The sequence below is a fragment of the Listeria goaensis genome, assembly GCF_900186125.1.
In the GTDB taxonomy this organism is placed as follows: Bacteria; Bacillota; Bacilli; order Lactobacillales; family Listeriaceae; genus Listeria; species Listeria goaensis.
The window spans coordinates 88,401-106,067 of sequence record NZ_FYBQ01000002.1 but is presented as its reverse complement, the minus strand read 5'-3'; the positions used below and the strand labels follow the sequence as shown (position 1 = coordinate 106,067).

Annotated in this window: 18 protein-coding genes; 17 read left to right on the top strand and 1 reads right to left on the bottom strand. The window is 40.0% G+C overall.

The genetic code is table 11. From position 1 onward, the window contains the following. The first annotated feature begins 21 nt into the window (after positions 1-21). The 11 genes from CFT42_RS03055 to CFT42_RS03005 all read left to right on the top strand — a co-directional run bounded on the left by CFT42_RS03055 (position 22) and on the right by CFT42_RS03005 (position 8,265). The gene (locus CFT42_RS03055; protein ID WP_088809173.1) at positions 22-318 is read left to right on the top strand and encodes an NfeD family protein; all 297 of its coding nucleotides are present in this window, start codon (positions 22-24) and stop codon (positions 316-318) included. Continuing rightward, entirely contained in the window at positions 319-1,269 is a 951-nt protein-coding gene (gene floA, locus CFT42_RS03050; protein ID WP_088809172.1) for a flotillin-like protein FloA, read from the top strand. A 20-nt stretch (positions 1,270-1,289) separates the two neighbouring features. Then, complete coding sequence (locus CFT42_RS03045; RefSeq protein ID WP_088809171.1) at positions 1,290-1,781, top strand: hypothetical protein; 492 nt, start codon at positions 1,290-1,292, stop codon at positions 1,779-1,781. A 188-nt stretch (positions 1,782-1,969) separates the two neighbouring features. Then, a complete protein-coding gene (locus CFT42_RS03040) occupies positions 1,970-2,746 on the top strand; it encodes a DUF2653 family protein (RefSeq protein WP_088815343.1) in 777 nt (258 codons plus the stop codon). A gap of 106 nt (positions 2,747-2,852) precedes the next feature. Then, the gene (locus CFT42_RS03035; RefSeq protein WP_088815342.1) at positions 2,853-3,236 is read left to right on the top strand and encodes an OsmC family protein; all 384 of its coding nucleotides are present in this window, start codon (positions 2,853-2,855) and stop codon (positions 3,234-3,236) included. 259 nt (positions 3,237-3,495) lie between these two features. Further along, a complete protein-coding gene (locus CFT42_RS03030) occupies positions 3,496-4,569 on the top strand; it encodes a Glu/Leu/Phe/Val dehydrogenase dimerization domain-containing protein (RefSeq protein ID WP_088809166.1) in 1,074 nt (357 codons plus the stop codon). Positions 4,570-4,666: 97 nt separating this feature from the next. Continuing rightward, positions 4,667-4,903: a hypothetical protein gene (locus CFT42_RS03025; protein WP_088809165.1), complete on the top strand. Its 237-nt coding sequence runs from the start codon at positions 4,667-4,669 to the stop codon at positions 4,901-4,903. Between the two features lies 1 nt (position 4,904). Next, positions 4,905-5,567, top strand: coding sequence for a YdeI/OmpD-associated family protein (locus tag CFT42_RS03020; protein ID WP_088815341.1), 663 nt, complete (start codon positions 4,905-4,907; stop codon positions 5,565-5,567). Positions 5,568-5,685: 118 nt separating this feature from the next. Then, on the top strand, positions 5,686-6,189 hold the full coding sequence (locus CFT42_RS03015) for a dual specificity protein phosphatase family protein (RefSeq protein ID WP_088809163.1): 504 nt from the start codon (positions 5,686-5,688) through the stop codon (positions 6,187-6,189). Between the two features lie 268 nt (positions 6,190-6,457). Further along, the gene (yjeM, locus tag CFT42_RS03010; RefSeq protein WP_088809162.1) at positions 6,458-7,954 is read left to right on the top strand and encodes a glutamate/gamma-aminobutyrate family transporter YjeM; all 1,497 of its coding nucleotides are present in this window, start codon (positions 6,458-6,460) and stop codon (positions 7,952-7,954) included. After that, entirely contained in the window at positions 7,942-8,265 is a 324-nt protein-coding gene (locus CFT42_RS03005; RefSeq protein WP_088815340.1) for a potassium channel family protein, read from the top strand. Before yjeM ends, CFT42_RS03005 begins: the two co-directional genes overlap by 13 nt. A 58-nt stretch (positions 8,266-8,323) precedes the next feature. On the opposite strand, the gene CFT42_RS03000 is transcribed toward CFT42_RS03005, so the two are convergent. Next, positions 8,324-10,369, bottom strand: coding sequence for a MucBP domain-containing protein (locus CFT42_RS03000; RefSeq protein ID WP_088815339.1), 2,046 nt, complete (start codon positions 10,367-10,369; stop codon positions 8,324-8,326). A gap of 716 nt (positions 10,370-11,085) precedes the next feature. Between CFT42_RS03000 and CFT42_RS02995 the strand changes: the two genes are divergently transcribed. From CFT42_RS02995 to aguA (CFT42_RS02970), 6 genes are all read left to right on the top strand, one after another. Continuing rightward, the gene (locus tag CFT42_RS02995; RefSeq protein ID WP_088809159.1) at positions 11,086-11,709 is read left to right on the top strand and encodes a cyclic nucleotide-binding domain-containing protein; all 624 of its coding nucleotides are present in this window, start codon (positions 11,086-11,088) and stop codon (positions 11,707-11,709) included. Between the two features lie 215 nt (positions 11,710-11,924). After that, positions 11,925-12,953 carry a putrescine carbamoyltransferase gene (gene ptcA, locus CFT42_RS02990; RefSeq protein WP_088815338.1) on the top strand — a complete coding sequence of 343 codons (1,029 nt, stop codon included), beginning with the start codon at positions 11,925-11,927 and terminating at the stop codon, positions 12,951-12,953. A gap of 56 nt (positions 12,954-13,009) precedes the next feature. Continuing rightward, positions 13,010-14,407, top strand: coding sequence for an APC family permease (locus tag CFT42_RS02985; RefSeq protein WP_088809447.1), 1,398 nt, complete (start codon positions 13,010-13,012; stop codon positions 14,405-14,407). Beyond that, a complete protein-coding gene (gene aguA, locus CFT42_RS02980; RefSeq protein ID WP_088809157.1) occupies positions 14,394-15,485 on the top strand; it encodes an agmatine deiminase in 1,092 nt (363 codons plus the stop codon). Before CFT42_RS02985 ends, aguA (CFT42_RS02980) begins: the two co-directional genes overlap by 14 nt. Before the next feature lie 16 nt (positions 15,486-15,501). Next, a complete protein-coding gene (gene arcC, locus CFT42_RS02975) occupies positions 15,502-16,446 on the top strand; it encodes a carbamate kinase (protein ID WP_088809156.1) in 945 nt (314 codons plus the stop codon). Between the two features lie 92 nt (positions 16,447-16,538). After that, positions 16,539-17,663 carry an agmatine deiminase gene (aguA, locus tag CFT42_RS02970; RefSeq protein ID WP_088815337.1) on the top strand — a complete coding sequence of 375 codons (1,125 nt, stop codon included), beginning with the start codon at positions 16,539-16,541 and terminating at the stop codon, positions 17,661-17,663. Positions 17,664-17,667: the final 4 nt, after the last annotated feature.

Here is a 17,667-nt window from a genome sequence, read left to right as displayed (position 1 = left end):
TGATGAAAGAGGGTGACACAAATGACGCACAATTTTTCAGAAGACGAGCTAGTATACGGAGACTCTTGGGGACTCGTTCATCGTGGCGTTTTAGAGGATAAAGAAATTGAAAGAATGAAAGCGCTACGAGATAAGGTTTATGGAAAGTCTGGTATTGCTGTGACAACGATGAAGCCGATTGGGCGTGTTGAGATTGAAGGCAAAGTATATGAGGCGAGACTTGAAAATGGTTATTTGGACGTTCGGACGCCAATTATAGTAGTTGGAATTGATTTTGGCTATTTGCTTGTAGAAGAACTAAAAATGGAGGCGAAGTAGATGATGTATGCAGGACCAATTATTATTGCAGTACTTATTATTCTAGTTTTAATTATTTTCTTTACACTAGTACCAGTGGGGCTTTGGATTAGTGCAATCTCCGCGCGAGTGTCGGTAGGGCTTGGAACGCTTATCGGAATGCGCTTACGTCGTGTTGTTCCGTCGCGAGTTGTGAAACCACTTATTAAAGCTGTAAAAGCTGGACTTGAACTTGAAGTTAACCAATTGGAAAGCCACTATTTAGCAGGTGGTGACGTTGATAATACGGTTGATGCCCTTATTGCGGCTCATCGCGCAAATATTGAGCTTGATTTTAGTCGTGCGGCTGCCATTGATTTAGCAGGTCGTGACGTTTTAGAAGCGGTTCAAACTTCCGTAACGCCAAAAGTTATTCGTACACCTGAATTTACAGGTGTAGCGCAAAACGGGGTTGAAGTAAAAGTTATTACGCAAATTACGGTGCAATCTAATATTGAACGTATCGTCGGTGGTGCCGGTGAAGATACTGTTATCGCCCGTGTCGGTGAAGCAGTTGTATCAACAGTCGGTGAAACGCGTGAACATACAGATGTTTTAGAAAACCCAAATAGCATCTCGAAAAAAGTTCAGGAGCAAGGGCTTGGAGACGGGACAGCATATACAATTTTATCCATTGATATTGCGGAAATGCGTATCGGGGACAATATTAAAGCAAAACTTGATATTGAAAAAGCAAATGCTGATATGGAAGTTGCTCAGGCGGCGGCTTCGAAACGTAAAGCGGAAGCGATTGCGCTGGAACAAGAAAATCGTGCAGCCGTTGTGGCAGCAGAAGCCGAAGTTCCTAGAGCGATTGCAAGTGCTTTTGAGGCAGGAAAACTAGGGGTCATGGATTACTATAAGATGGAGAACGTTCAAGCGGATACAAGTATGCGCGAAACAATTGCCGGCGACGACAAACCAATCGGTTGATAGGAAAGTAGGTGCCTAATATGTCTTTTGATCCAATGGATTTCATTAGCGACTTGATGGGCTTTTTACCACTGATTATCATGGTAGGTGGCGTCTTGCTTGCTAGGCATGCTAAAAAAGAGGCTGAAAGTAAGCGGAAAGCTGGAACTGGAAAAGCTCCGCAAAGTAAGATGAGGCAAGCAATGAATGAGGCGCGGAATGAATATCGTGATGCGATGAAAACTCATTCAAAACCGAGCCCGAAAGCAAAACCTGCTGTAACAAGTGGGACTTATACAAGCGCACCGCAAGTTCAAACAGCGAAAGTAGATGTTGCGGCTAAAAAACAAGCGGAGCGTGCGCGAAAACAAATGGAGCGCGAGTCGACTATTGAAGATATTAATGTGACGAGAAGTGGATTTGAAACGCATCGTTCACATCGACAAAAACTTTCAAGCATAAATTTGAAGCGTGCCATGATTGCGAAAGAAGTTTTAGACAAACCAGTGTCTCTTCGTGATCATTCATCTTGAAATTTGCTTTAGAAACGTGTATAGTTGTAGTTAAGTTCATAAGAAAATCCCGCTTAAGGGGAGTAGCAGTCATAGCTATGTCGTCAATCCGGATTTTATGCCCGGCATAGTTAGCAATTTTAAATTGTTTGCAAGACCTTACGTTTATTTCGTAAGGTCTTTTTGTACGCAAAAGAAGGAGGAAGAGTGTGAAAAAATTAGTTTCTGTATTATTAGCAGCTGGCTTAATCTTTACGCCAGTAGGAGGTACGATTGTTGACAACCTAGTTCCTGCACAATATTCGCAAGTGAAAGAGGCGGACGCAAGGGGCTACCGCTCGCCAGTTAGATCGTTTAAGTCAAATAACAACGGAATTAATCGTTCAAATGTAAACCGCTCGCAAACGAATGCGAATGCTGGTAAACGAGGGTTTTTTAGCGGCGGAGGACTTATGGGCGGCTTAATGATGGGCGGAATCGCTGGTTTATTATTTGGCGGTCTGCTTTCTGGAATGGGCGCATTTGGAAACATTTTAGGTTTAATGATTAACATTCTAGCGATTATTTTAATTATTCGTCTAGTAATGATGTTGTTTAGTAAACGAAAAAATCGCCATGCGGAACCAGTGGTGGAGTCTAGTCGCGGCAACCATGCCGATGTTCAGCATGAAACGATTCAAGCAGGAACAACTACGCGAGAAGAAATCCTTGATGAAGGAAATATTTCAAACGCGGTTATCGCCTTCTTCACGCACGAAAAAGGTTTAACGCTCGATGATGTACAAGTCGCGCTAACCTATGATGATAAAATTGGGTTTGGCGCTGACGTCATTCAAAATGACCGTGTGATTCAGCAATTAGACCATTTCTCACTTATTCAAGCGATTCGCTACTGGGCGGAACATTTCGCGCACATGGATCCGAATATGGGGCTTAAGCTTGAGTACTCGGAACGCGACGGCATCTATGCTGTTGTCACAGAATAAAATGAAGGCGGCTAGGCGTAAAAGCTTAGCTGCTTTTTTTGACAGGCGAAGCAACTAGCGGTATAATTATTCTTACTTATTTAGTCGGAATTTGGAGGGGTTTGGATTGCATTTAAAAAAAGTAGGAAAGAAAGTGGAACTTTTACACGAAACTGGGAACTGGCCTTTAATCAAAGAAGAAGGTTTTTCCCCGGTTCAAATTACAGTGGCGGCTGTCGCGGCTTGTAGCGTCTATGTGTACGCGAAGTTGCTTGAGAAGAAGCGGATTCCGTTCGAAGACTTGGAAGTTGATGTGGACTACGAGCAAGATTTAGAGCAGCCGGTGCACGTGATTAAAAAGATTAATGTGCAGTTCGAAGTAAAAGTGGCAGCGGAATTCCAACAAAAGGCTGAAAAAACGGTGCATCTCGTGAAAGACGCTTGCCCCGTCGCGAAAAGCATGCACCCTGATATTGAGATTACAGAGCAAGTAAGGTTTTTGGAAAAGTAGGTGTCTGCCTACTTTTTTATTTTTCTGCTTCGAATTAATTTTCAAACTATGGCACTTTGTGCGACGTAGAAACTAAAACGAAAGTCCTTTCTTTCGTGAAAGCGCATACAAATAAAATAGGTCGAAAGTTTTTGTTTTAAACAAAAAGTATGAATTTCGTCTTAAATAATCCAAAAACTTTTACAGCGCTTTCAAAATTCGTATAATAAGGGTAGCGAGTTGAGTTTCATGTGTTTTAGACTAAAGGGGGCAATGTATCATGTTATTTGAGAAGATGGAAAAATATGATTATGAACAAGTTGTTTTTTGTCAAGATAAGGCTTCTGGACTAAAAGCGATTATTGCGATTCACGATACGACACTCGGACCAGCGCTTGGTGGATGTCGGATGTGGCCGTATGAAACGGAAGAGGAAGCGCTTCTCGATGTGCTTCGTCTAGCTCGTGGGATGACGTATAAAAATGCAGCTGCGGGGCTCAATTTAGGTGGCGGGAAAACGGTCATTATCGGAGATCCGAAAAAGGACAAAAGCGAAGCGTTGTTTCGTGCGCTAGGTCGTTATGTGGAAAGTTTAAACGGCCGTTACATTATTGCTGAGGATGTCGGTACGACCGTTCAAGATATGGACTACATTCATGAAGAAACCAAATATGTGACAGGGATATCTGAAACGTTTGGCTCATCGGGTAATCCAAGTCCAATGACAGCGCGGGGTGTTTATGCAGCAATGAAGCGCACTGCAAAAGAGGCTTTTGGAAGTGATTCTTTACTTGGGAAGAAAGTAGCGGTCCAAGGTGTTGGCAACGTGGCGTACGCGCTTTGTGCGCTGTTACGCGCGGAAGGCGCGGAGCTTGTCGTGACGGATATTAACCCAGACGCGGTAGAGCGAGCGGTACGCGATTTTGGTGCGGAAGCGGTCTTGCCAAATGATATTTATACGGTTGACGCGGATATTTTTGCCCCGTGTGCGCTAGGCGGAATTTTAAATGACGTTACCATACCAAATTTAAAATTTAAAATGATTTGCGGAAGTGCAAACAACCAATTGCTTGATATTCAAACGCATGGCGAAATGCTTTCTGCACGCGGAATTTTATATGCGCCCGATTATATCGTAAATGCTGGCGGCGTCATTAATGTGGCGGATGAATTGCTTGGCTACAATGAAAACCGTGCGAAGAAAAAAATTGATGAAATTTATGATCAAATTGGAAAAGTTTATGAGATCTCAAAAGCTGAAGGCATCATTCCAGCAGAAGCTGCTGACCATATGTCTGAAAAGCGAATTGAAATGATGAAGCAAGTTCGTAGTACGTTTTTGATGATGAAATAGCGTAAAGGGTCCCTTTGTTTTTTGAAAGGGGCTTTTTCTTGCCTAAAAAGCGCTGGATTATTATACTTATTTCATAAGACACAAGGAGGAATTGACAATGAATGAAGGACAACAAAAGTTTCTTGATTTTATTTTAGAGCGGACTGAAAAGGGGAAAGAATCCGCTATGAAGGAGCTTCTTAGCGAGAGCTTTGGCAAACAAGATTCGGGAGATTTTGACCAAAAGTATTTGATGGCAATGGTTCCAAAAATGGTTTCTTACATTCGCGAGGATAAGCGTGATGAAGTCATGGAAGTAGTTCAAAAATTTGGCGCAAGTCATGTGAGCAAATAATATGGCAAAGTCGATTGTAGAAAAACTTAATTTAACGAAATACGCGAACAAAGCGGTTCTAAACGTGCCACAGGATTTCACTGAGCTTGATGCTTTGGCTAGCGTGGACCATTCTTTTAAACAAAAACAGTACGATTTGATTTTTGGTTTTGCGCTAACGATGGCGGAAATGGAGGCTTTTGTAAACGATGTTGTTCAGCACGACCGCCTGGCCAAGAAGGGCTATTTGTTTGTGGCATATCCGAAAAAAGGAAATTCGGTGTACGACACGTTTGTGCATCGTGATGAAATTATGCCAACGCTTAAAGTTGATGAGGAAGGCTTTTTGCCAAAAAGTAGTTTGAAGTTTTCGCGCATGGTGAGCATGGATGATACGTTTACAGTTGTTGGTATGAAGGAAGCTTTCAGTGAAAAAGGAAAAAGTGCAGCGAAGGCTGAGACGAATTATGCAGAGAAAATTCCCGATTTAAAAGCGCGACTTGCGGACGATGCAGAGGCTTCTGAGCTGTATGAAAAACTTGCTGCGGGTTATCAAAAAACTTGGGCAAGCTATGTTTTTAGTGCGAAACAAACGGCAACAGAAGAGAAACGCTTGGAAGAAACAAAAACCATTTTAAAGGCGGGCTTTAAAAGTAAAGATTTATACCGTCAAAATAAAAAATAAACGGAACGTACTTAGTGAATTTTGCTAAGTACGTTTTTTTCTATAAAGCTATGATAGCGTGGAAAAAGGCGAAATATGTTACAATACGAGTAGGAATAGTGGAAGGGACACGTTTTATATGGCGAATTATGTGAATAAGGAAAAACGACAAATTGATTTCGATCCATTGCAGTTGCCTATCATTGCCATCCCAGAAGTTATGGCGGTTTCGTTTACGCCAAAATCAGAAAATGCGCTTTTAATCCGAATAACAGATGTTGGTCTGGCTTTTAAAACGCTTAAAAATCCTGAGCTATTTGAAGGGATTCTTGAAGTGCGCTTTAATGACATTAACGAAGAAGACGACTACTGGGGATTAAGCCAAAAAGAAGAACATGAAATGAAGCTCTTTAACGAGCGACACGCTGCTGCGATTTATTCTTTTTTAGACCATCACGCAAATCATGGTCAAATTGTTGTGCATTGTAACGCAGGCGTCAGCCGAAGTAGCGCGGTTGCGATGGGAATTGCTGAACACTACAACGATACACCTACACTTTTAAAATTAAAGGAAATCAAACGATATTTACCGAATCCGCGGGTGCTAACTGTGATGCGCGGTGAGAAATTTACATCAGCCTGATGACAAACGGCCATCTTCGTCGTTAAAATACACGTCGGTGCGGTTCCAGACAAGTCATCAGGCTAGTTTTGTGTTCATTTATCGATTTGAAATGTGCTTTTTTTTCGCGAATCATTGTCGGAAAAGTCGCGCACGTCAGACTTTACATTCTATTTGAATTGTTCTTTTAAAAAGGATTTTTGTTTTTTAATGGTATAATGACATTCTAGTATGGGATACAATAATTAGTAATTATATGTATAATAATACACAAAAAGGAATGAGATTTATGTCAAATGAAATTAAAAAAATGGGACTTATTAGTTTAATTCTAATGATTTTCACGTCCGTATTTGGTTTCGCAAACGGTCCAATTGGCTTTTACCGAATGGGTTATAGTGCGATTCCATGGTACATTGGAGCCGGAATTTTCTTCTTTATTCCATTTGCGCTTATGATGGCCGAATACGGAGCAGCTTACCGTAAAGAAAAAGGCGGAATTTATTCATGGATGAACGATAGCATCGGGCCACGTTATGCCTTCATCGTTACTTTCATGTGGTTTACTTCTTACGTCATTTGGATGGTCGGAACCGCTTCTAAAGTTTGGATTCCATTTTCCATCTTCCTATTTGGCGAAGATAAAACCCAAACATGGTCGCTTTTCGGCTTATCGCCAACACAAACCGTCGGGATACTTGCCGCTGTTTGGATGCTTATCGTTACGTTACTAGCTTCAAAAGGTTTAAAACAAATTACAAAAGTAACGGCTGTCGGCGGAATCGCCGTTATGGGTCTAAACATCGTTTTAATCGTCGTAAGTTTACTTATTCTAATGTTAAACGGCGGAAATTTTGCGCAAGATATTTCGGGAGTAAAAGATTTCCTTGTATCGCCAAACCCAAGTTATCTTAGCCCGATTGCTATCTTGTCGTTCTGCGTATTTGCGATATTTGCATACGGGGGAACCGAGGCAGTAGCCGGCCTAGTTGACCAAACGAAAAACCCAACGAAGACTTTTCCAAAAGGTATTATGATTGCCGCCTTTATTATTTCAATTGGCTATGCTTTAGAAATTTTCATGTGGGGAATTAGTACCAACTGGGATAAAATTTTGAGTGGATCTAATGTCAACTACGGGAACATTACATACGTTTTAATGTACAATCTTGGTTTAGAATTTGGGAACGCGCTTGGTCTTGCAACGGACGCAGCATCGCAAATGGCCAATTGGTTCGCAAGAGTTACTGGTCTTTCTATGTTTTTAGCATACACGGGTGCGTTCTTTACGCTCATCTATTCACCGCTAAAAGCCATTGTACAAGGTACAGCCGAGTACTGGCCAAAGCGCATGAGCAAAATCAACAAATTCGGCATGCCGGAATTTGCAATGTGGATGCAGTGCTTACTCGTTGTTATCATCGTGCTCATCGTTTCATTCGGTGGGAAAAGTGCTTCGGCATTCTATAACACGCTAACACTTATGGCAAATGTTTCTATGACACTACCATATGTGTTTCTAGCCTTTGCATTCCCGTTCTTTAAAAATCGTGAAGGACTTGAACGACCTTTCGTTGTGTATAAAACAAAGGCAATCACGTACATTGTGACAATTATTGTCGTAGCTATTGTTGGCTTCTCAAATGTTTTCACAATTATTGAGCCTGCGATGAGCGGTAACTGGAATGATACTATTTGGATGGTAGTCGGACCAGTCGTATTCGCCGTGATTGCAATGGGAATTTATGAAAACTATCAGATTCGACAAAAGAGATTGAAGAAATAAACTTAAAAAAACTGCTCTCGATTTATCTAATTGAGCCAAACATTCATAACTACGGAGATGCTTTTTGGTGGGTACTCGTAACGATTACGACAGTTGGCTATGGAGATATTTCACCAATAACTTTCACAGGTCGTCTGATTGCTTCACTACTAATGGTTTTTGGAATCGGTATAATTGGAATCATTACAAGCACAATAACCTCCTTTTTTATTTCAACAAAAAAAGATGTTTATACGATTTTAAAAGATATCGATTTGCTTGCAGAAGAAGATAAAAATAAGGTTAAGAAGTATTTAGAAACGAATAGCTAAAAAAACAACTCCCATAAGTTTTGGGAGTTGTTTTTCATTTATTTTTACTTAATCATACTTATTTTGTTTTTCTTTGTCTGCGAGTGAATACTGCGAGAGCGCCTAATAATAATGCGCCAAGTCTGACTAGAATACCGCTGTCTACCGCTGAATCACCTGTTTTTGGTAGTGATGTTTTCACTTTTTCTGGATTGTTAGAAGTAGGGTCTTTGATGACGTTTTTCTCTTGTACATCAATGTTTGTGCTAGGAATCTTGCCATCTGTATCTGTTGTGTCGTTATTATTGTCCGTTGAATCATCGGCAGGAGGAGTTGGCATAACATCATTGGACGCCTCTTCATAAATGTAAGTGACAGTTTGAGCTGTGTCACTAAATAGACCTGTTGCATTATCAGGAGTGGTTTGTAAAACCCAACCGTCGATATCTTTTGCGGTAGAAGTGTAGTTATCTCCGATATTTCCACTTAATGTATCGGCAGCGGCTAAATCATTGCCATCACCATCTACATATTTAACGGTAACATCTTGAGCAGGGATAACTTCTTTTTCATACACATAAGTGACAGTTTGAGCCGTGTCACTAAATAGACCTGTTGCATTATCAGGAGTGGTTTGTAAAACCCAACCGTCGATGTCTTTTGCAGTAGAAGTGTAGTTATCTCCGATATTTCCACTTAATGTATCAGCAGTGGCTAAATCATTGCCATCACTATCTACATATTTAACGGTAACATCTTGAGCAGGGATAACTTCTTTTTCATACACATAAGTGACAGTTTGAGCTGTGTTGCTAAATACGCCTGTTGCATTATCAGGAGTGGTTTGTAAAATCCAACCGTCGATGTCTTTTGCGGTAGAAGTGTAGTTATCTCCAACAACTCCACTTAAAGTATCGGACGGAGCAAGCGTATTACCATCGGTGTCGACATAGTTAACAGTTACTTCACTGTAAGTATCATCTACAACCTTAATTGGTTGTGATACTTTGAGGGAATAAGAAAAATCTACGCCAGCTGCTGATTGGTCTGTAGCAGCCACGTTATAAGTGACAGTAGTATCACTTGTCATATTATCCCATGAAATAGTTTTTGAATCACTAGAGATTTGTCCTTCATTAGAAGCACTTTGCACAGCCATCACTTGACTATCTAACCCTTTTGTAGGATTTTGGGAAACGGCAGTGTCACCTTGTTTAACAGTTATTGCTGGTAAAGTAATGGTTTGATTATTGATTTGTAAACCTTTATAATCGTCAGAACCTTTTATCATTGTGTTAAATAAATGATTTAGAGAAGAGACATCTACAATATGATTAGAATCTGCATATAAGATTTCTAATCCTTCTAAAGTTGCTAGGTCATCTAAGGAAGTAAGATCGTTTTGATTTAAATATAAAACTTCTAAGTTATTCATATTTTCCAATGGAGCAAGTTGCTGTACATTATTTTTATTTAAAATCAATGTTTGAATTGAACTATTCCCGCTTAATGGAGAAAGATCACTGACTTCGTTGTCATTTAAATTAAGAATTTGAAGATTAGGCATTTCTGCAAGAATAGAAATGTCATCAATTGCTGAATAGTCGCTAGAAAGCCAGCGGTAAGATTCATAGCTGAAAGAGGTTAGGTTTTTAGCTCCTAGTAGTGGTGAAAAGTCTTGAATATAGTCACCACCGAGTTCTAATTGCTCAAGTGATGGAAGGTTTTGGATGCCTTCTAGACTGGTAAGTGCTGTATTGACACCAACAATCCTTTTTAGCTTGGGTAAATTTATTATGGGGGTAATATCACTCACATCACTAGCTGAAATATCCAGTTGAGTCATGTTTGTTGCAAATTCTAACCCTGTTAAATCTGAAACTCGTCCAGGAACAGCAGCTTGAGCTGGATTAGAATAGTTAATTGCTGCATTGTCAAGTTGTGCCAAATCAGCTTCTGTTAAAGAAGTTGCAAATGGTTTATCTAATAAGTCTTTCAAGCCTTCAAGAAGGTTTTGATCTGGAATGTTGACAGTATCTGTCGCCGCAGCTTGAACGTGCATGCCAGGATTAATGCCAAAAGTTGCAAGTAAGCAAGCTAATATTGTGGCTACTATTTTTTTCATTTTGTTCTCCTTTTCCCATTTATTTTAAATCCCTTAATATCCGGTACTACAATCAAGATGTTTATGGTGTAAACTTGGTTACATTATTTCTTAGATAAGGATTATGCCGTTTGGCAGTAGAAATAACATAGTTTTTTCGTCTTGGATACGTGTTTAAGCTTAACAGAGTTATAGAACATACTCGTGTGTAAATTCGACATAACTAATCGCTTTTTTTTACGAATTGATGAACTTTGTGATTTTCGTTCATAATTAGATTTATATCTTGTCGCTTTTGGCTATTTATTAGCATAGAGCAATTTTTCAAGGAGATTAAACAAAGTGAAGTGACCTATCATTCATCTCATTTTATTTGTTTATAGACAAAATTAGAGCTTCTATTTATGTAAATAAGGGCAAATCATTTTTATTTGTTCTCTTTGTCTGCGAGTGAATATTGCAAGAGCGCCTAATAATGTGCCAAGTCCGACTAAAATACGTATCACCTGTTTTTGGTAATACTGATGTGGGTGCTTTTGTTGAAGTTGAATCTGTTAGTGTTTTATAAAAAAGAGGGGAGATAAATTGTTCTTCTAACATAGGGGAGGTATACGTATTTATGAAAATTTTGTCACATTATTTTTAGAGAAATATAGTGGTTGTGTATAGTTTATACACGATAAAGTAGAAGCTTTTTGATATCCTAAGTTATAAAAATTAAAATAGGAGTGAGTAGAATGAAAAATAAAGAAACAGTCAAGGTCATAAAGGATTTAGAGAAGAATCAGGCAGAGCCGACTTGGGTTCGTCGAATGGATTTGATTAAAAGCACAATGATTTCGGGGAAGTATTTTAAAGAAGAGTTTATGATTGTGATAGACGGGACTATGCACTTAGAGAGTAGAAACAAACAAATCATACTGTTCTTTTCAGATGGGGATGTCATCAATCAGCAAGTGTCAGAGCTAAGTATTCATAATGATCTTCAGTTAGTGTGCGATACGGATGTAAAAGTGGTGTTCGTTTATCGAGAATATTTCCTGAATTTTGCAACGAATAAGCCGACGTATTTAAAATGGTTTCTTGATATTTCTTTACTTAATAATATGAATCTGTACAATGAACTAATAAAATACCAATACTCCTCAGAAGAAAGACTTATGTGTTCGCTAAAAATGATTTGTGAAAAACTGAACATAAAAATTGAGAAAGGATATTACCAAATACCATCTTTTATAAATAAGATAACTTTGTCAAAATATAGTCATATTTCGCGCCAACAATTAGATATTTTGCTAGCAGCACTCATTAAAAAAAGAGAGATTAAAATGGACAATCGAACGCTTTATATCAGAAATTGATAAACTTCAAATTCTATTTGAACCAAGAAATAAAAATTTTACAGCACTTTTAGCGTTGTAATCTGTTACGCAAAATGTAACAGGTTACAAGCCTTGCGTTTTCGTTTTGAAAACGCTTTTTTCTATTCCAAATTAGAAATGCTTGTATTATGATGAACATGCGGCAAATAAAACTCGAGTAAAGCCCGTTAGAATCTAATTTTGAGGTGAGAAGGATGACGAAAAAACGTGATTTTGTAGATACGAAAGATTTTTCAAAAGAAGAAATTCTATTCATGATTGAAATAGCTTTAAAAATGAAGCAATCCATAAAAGATGGACATTACCCACAGCTTCTTAAGCATAAAACACTTGGAATGATTTTTGAGCAGTCATCAACACGGACACGCGTGTCATTTGAAACGGCGATGACACAATTAGGTGGGCACGCACAGTATTTAGCACCAGGGCAAATTCAATTAGGTGGGCACGAATCGGTTGGGGATACAGCGCGCGTTTTATCGCGTTTAGTAGATATTTTAATGGCTCGTGTAGAAAGACATCATACGGTTCAGGAATTGGCGAATACGGCGTCCATTCCAGTCATTAATGGTATGAGTGACTACAATCACCCAACGCAAGAACTTGGGGATGCAATTACGATGTTTGAACATTTACCTGAGGGTAAAAAAATTGAGGATTGCAAAATTGTTTTTGTGGGCGATGCTACGCAAGTTTGTGCGTCCACGATGTTTATGGCAACAAAACTCGGAATGAATTTTGTACAGTATGGTCCGAAAGGTTTTCAGCTCAAAGAAAATCATTTGGAAATTGCGGAAGAAAATTGCAAGGTTTCTGGTGGTAGCTATCTCATCACTGAAGATCCTCGTGAGGCTCTTCAGGATGCAGACTTCATTTATACAGACGTATGGTATGGTTTGTATGAAGCTGAACTTTCGGAAGAGGAGCGTATGAAAGTCTTCTATCCGAAGTATCAAGTGAACAAAGAAATGATTGAAATGGCGAGTCCAGATGTGAAATTTATGCATTGTCTTCCAGCGACTAGAGGGGAAGAAGTGACCGACGAAGTGCTTGATGCCTCTTATTCGGTTGTCATTGATGAGGCAGAAAACAGGTTAACAGCGATGCGTGCGCTTCTCGTTTTCTTTATGAAGCCATACTTGAATTTTGCATCAGAAAAAGTAGGAAATGTGTATGATGCCGAGCTTGAGCTTTTACTTAGAAATGCGCCACAAGAAAAATAGTTTGAACCAAGGAGGAGAGGGGCAACCTTCTCCCCCACTTAAAAAAAGGAGTGGGTATTTTGGAGAAAAAGAAATTTCGTTTATTTGATGCTGTTTTGATGGCGGTTTGTGTTATTTTAGTCGTGGAGTCAGCAGCTCCTGCGGCGGCCATTGGTTCATCACAATTTTTCTGGTGGATTGCACTTTTGATTTTATTTTTCCTGCCATATGGACTTATTTCCGCAGAACTTGGGACAACGTATGATGATGAGGGCGGGATTTATGATTGGGTAAAAAGGGCTTTTGGGAGAAAATGGGGTGGCCGTGTTGCCTGGTTTTACTGGATTAACTACCCAATTTGGATGGCGAGCCTCGCCGTTTTATTCGTAGAAGTAGGCGGACAAATTTTTAAGCTGAATATTAGTACGCCAGTTTCAATTTTCATTCAACTTATTTTCGTTTGGCTAGTTGTTTTAATCAGTTGTTATCCGGTGAGCGATAGCAAATGGATACTGAATGTCGCAGCTTTTTGTAAGGTTGCTATTATGATTAGCTTAGGAGCACTAGGCATTTATTTTGCGATTACAAAAGGCTTGGCGAATGATTTTTCTGGGAAAGCGTTACTACCGAGCTTTGATTTGCAAAGTTTATCGTTTATTTCTATTATTTTATTTAACTTTTTAGGATTTGAAGTCGTGACGACGCTTGCGAGCGATATGGAAAATCCGAAAAAACAAATTCCGCAAGCGATTATTTACGGTGGAATATTAATTGCATTTTTCTATTTGCTAGCAGCATTTGGTATGGGGGCAGCCATTCCAACGTCAGAACTTTCAACGTCTAGCGGACTAATTGATAGTTTCATTATGCTTGTTGGCGGCATCAACCCATTTGTCATTATTATTGGGCTTATGTTTATGTATACGCTCATTGCAAACTTAATTTCGTGGGCGCTTGGTGTGAACTATGTAGCGATGTATGCAGCGAAGCATAATGACTTGCCTAGCGTATTTGGGAAGGTGAATAAGAAAAATGAAATGCCGATTGGCTCAAGCATTTTAAATGGGATTGTTGCTTCAGTATTAATTGTGATTGCGCCACTCATTCCAAACGAGAACATTTTTTGGGCGTTTTTCGCATTAAACGTTGTGGCCCTTTTAGCTTCATATATTATGATGTTCCCGGCATTTTTAAAACTTCGCAAAATCGATCCGGACCGCGAGCGTCCGTTTAAGGTACCTGGTGGAAAAGTAGTGCTACGACTGATTACGTTTGTTCCAGTTGTGCTACTTGTCGTTACACTGATTTTTTCAGCGGTTCCTCTAAATGGTTCTAGCGCTGAATTAAATGAAAAAATTCCAATTTTAATTGGCTCTATCATCGCATTTGTCATTGGTGAAATTTGTATTTTCGTAGCTGGAAAGAAGAAGGAAAAGAATAGGGAAGAGGGAGTGAATTCGAGTGAAAACAATTGATAGCTCACCAAAAAAAGATGGTTTTAGAATGCCAGGAGAATTCGAAAGACATGCAGGTTGTTATATGTTATGGCCAGAACGCACGGACAATTGGCGTAATGGCGCTAAGCCCGCTCAAAAGGCTTTTGCAGATGTGGCAACAGCTATTTCAAAATTTGAACAAGTAACTGTTGGCGTGTCAACAGCTCAATTTAATAATGCGCGCTATATGTTGCCAGATGAGGTGCGTGTTGTTGAAATCGATAATGATGATGCTTGGGTGAGAGACTCGGGCCCAACTTTTGTGAAAAATGATGCTGGTGATATTCGTGCAGTCGATTGGAGCTTTAATGCATGGGGGGGCCTAACAGATGGCCTCTACTTCCCGTGGGACAAAGATGATCAAGTCGCGCAAAAAATCGCTGAACTCGAAATGAAGGACCGTTACCGTTTAGCCAATTTCGTCTTAGAAGGAGGATCGATTCACGTTGACGGCGAGGGAACGCTCATTGCAACCGAAGAATGCTTGCTCTCAGAAGGCCGCAACCCGCAACTTTCCAAAGAACAAATCGAACAAGTGCTAAAAGAATATTTAAACCTTGAAAAGATTATTTGGTTAAAAAGAGGCATTTATTTAGACGAAACAAACGGCCATGTTGACAATATCCTTAATTACGTGGCACCAGGCGTTGTTGCGCTTGCTTGGACGGATGATAAAAGCGATCCACAATATGAAATCTCCAAGGAATGCCTAGATATCCTTGAACAGGAAGTGGACGCAAAAGGGCGCAAGTTAGTTGTGCATAAAATCCATGTGCCGAAGCCAATTTTAATTACTGAAGAGGAAAGTCACGGCGTAGATGCTGTAGAAGGCACATTACCACGTGTAGCAGGTGATCGTCTTGCAGCGAGCTATATCAATTATTATACGGCAAACGGAGGCGTTGTATTCCCACTGTTTGGTGACCCGAAAGACAATGAGGCGAAACAGAAGCTTTCAGAGCTATATCCAGATCGCGAAATCATTGGCGTGCCCGCGCGCGAAATTTTACTTGGCGGTGGAAATATTCACTGTATCACTCAACAGGTGCCAAGATAATCTAGGAGGAAAGCAGATGGGAAAACGTAAAATTGTAGTTGCGCTTGGCGGAAACGCCATCTTATCGAGCGATGCAAGCGCTGAGGCACAACAAAAAGCATTGGAAGAAACAGCCGAACATCTCGTGCAGTTCATTTTAAACGGCGATGACTTAATTATTTCGCATGGTAATGGGCCACAAGTTGGTAATTTGTTACTGCAACAGCAAGCGAGCAATTCGGAAAAGAACCCTGCTTTGCCGCTCGATTCATGTGTGGCGATGACGCAAGGAAGTATTGGTTACTGGATGCAAAATGCGCTTGATAAAGCGTTTCACAAACATGGAATTGAGAAGGAAGCGGTTTCGGTCATCACACAGGTCATTGTAGACGAAAAGGACAGCGCCTTTCAAAATCCAACAAAACCAATTGGCCCTTTTTTAACAAAAGAAGAAGCAGAAATTGAAATGCGTGAAACGGGTGCGATTTTTGTGGAAGATGCGGGACGCGGCTACAGGAAAGTTGTACCATCACCAAAACCAGTTGGGATTAAAGAACACAAAGCTATTAAACAGCTTATTGAGGGCGGTATTGTGACGATTTCAGCTGGCGGCGGTGGGGTTTCCGTTGTGAACCATGACGGTGATTTAGTCGGTGTTGAAACGGTTATTGATAAAGATTATGCCTCATTAAAACTCGCGGAAATGGTGGAAGCAGATTTGCTTGTTATATTAACAGGCGTCGATAATGTGTATGTGAACTTCAATCAGCCCAATCAGCAGAAATTGACGCAAGTCACGGTTTCAGAACTGGAAAAATATATGGAGGAAAATCAATTTGCGAAAGGTAGCATGCTACCAAAAATTGAGGCAGCTACAGATTTCGTCCGGAAACGTCCAATGAGTAAGGCAGTTATCACATCGCTTGAAAATATCGGGCAATTTCTTGAAAATGAAGACGGCACGATTATTGTCGCCGGTTAAAACAAAGCAAAATGGACTTTAGTGATATTTTTCACTAAAAATCCATTTTGCTTTACGTGTTTATTGTATAATGGAAATGTGGAGGGATGGACATGGCAAAATTAAAACACGAAACACCAAATGAAAACGGATTCTTTATGCCTGGAGAATTTGAAGAACATGAAGGCTGCCTTATGATTTGGCCAGAACGAACCGATAATTGGCGGCTTGGGGGAAAACCTGCACAGAAGAGTTATCGTGATGTCGCGGTGGCGATTAGCAAGTTCGAGCCAGTTACCATGTTTGTGTCTTATGAACAGTACGCAAACGCACGTTATATGTTACCAGACAATATTCGCGTCATTGAAATGAGCAATAATGATGCATGGATGCGTGATTACGGCCCAATATTTTTAGTAAATGAAGCACGGACGAAAATGCGTGCTGTAGATTTTCGCTTTAATGCATGGGGCGGACTACTTGATGGCTTATACTTTCCGTGGGAGAAAGATGACCAAATGGCCCGGAAGATAAGTGATTTATTTGGCATTGATTATTACTTTTTGGACAAGTTCGTGCTAGAAGGTTGCTCCGTTCACGTAGACGGCGACGGAACGCTCATCACCACCGAAGAATGTTTGTTATCAGAAGGACGTAACCCACATTTGTCTAAAGCAGAGATTGAAGACGTTTTAAAAACGTATTTTAATGTGTCAAAAGTCATTTGGCTTTCACACGGTTTTTATTTGGACGAAACAAATGGCCATATTGATAATATTGTGAACTTTGCCGCACCAGGCGAAATTGTTTTATCTTGGACAGATGATAAAAATGATCCGCAATATGAGATTTCAAGAGAATGTTTTCAATTGCTCGCAAATGAAACAGATGCAAAGGGGAGAAAGTTTCACATACATAAATTATATTGCCCCACCCCAATGTACATAACGAGAGAAGAAAGTGAAGGCGTGGACGCTATTAAAGGAACAATTCCAAGACAACCTGGTGATCGTTTGGCAGCTAGTTATGTGAATTACTACACAGCAAATGGTGGTATTATATTTCCTTTGTTTGATGATGAAAATGACATAGCGGCGCGGGAACTTCTCCAAACACTATATCCAACGCGCAAAATTATCGGAATTCCAGCGCGGGAAATTTTGCTTGGTGGAGGAAATATTCATTGCATTACCGAACAAATTCCCAAAATTACGCATCTTGTTGAAGCCGTAAAATAAAGGA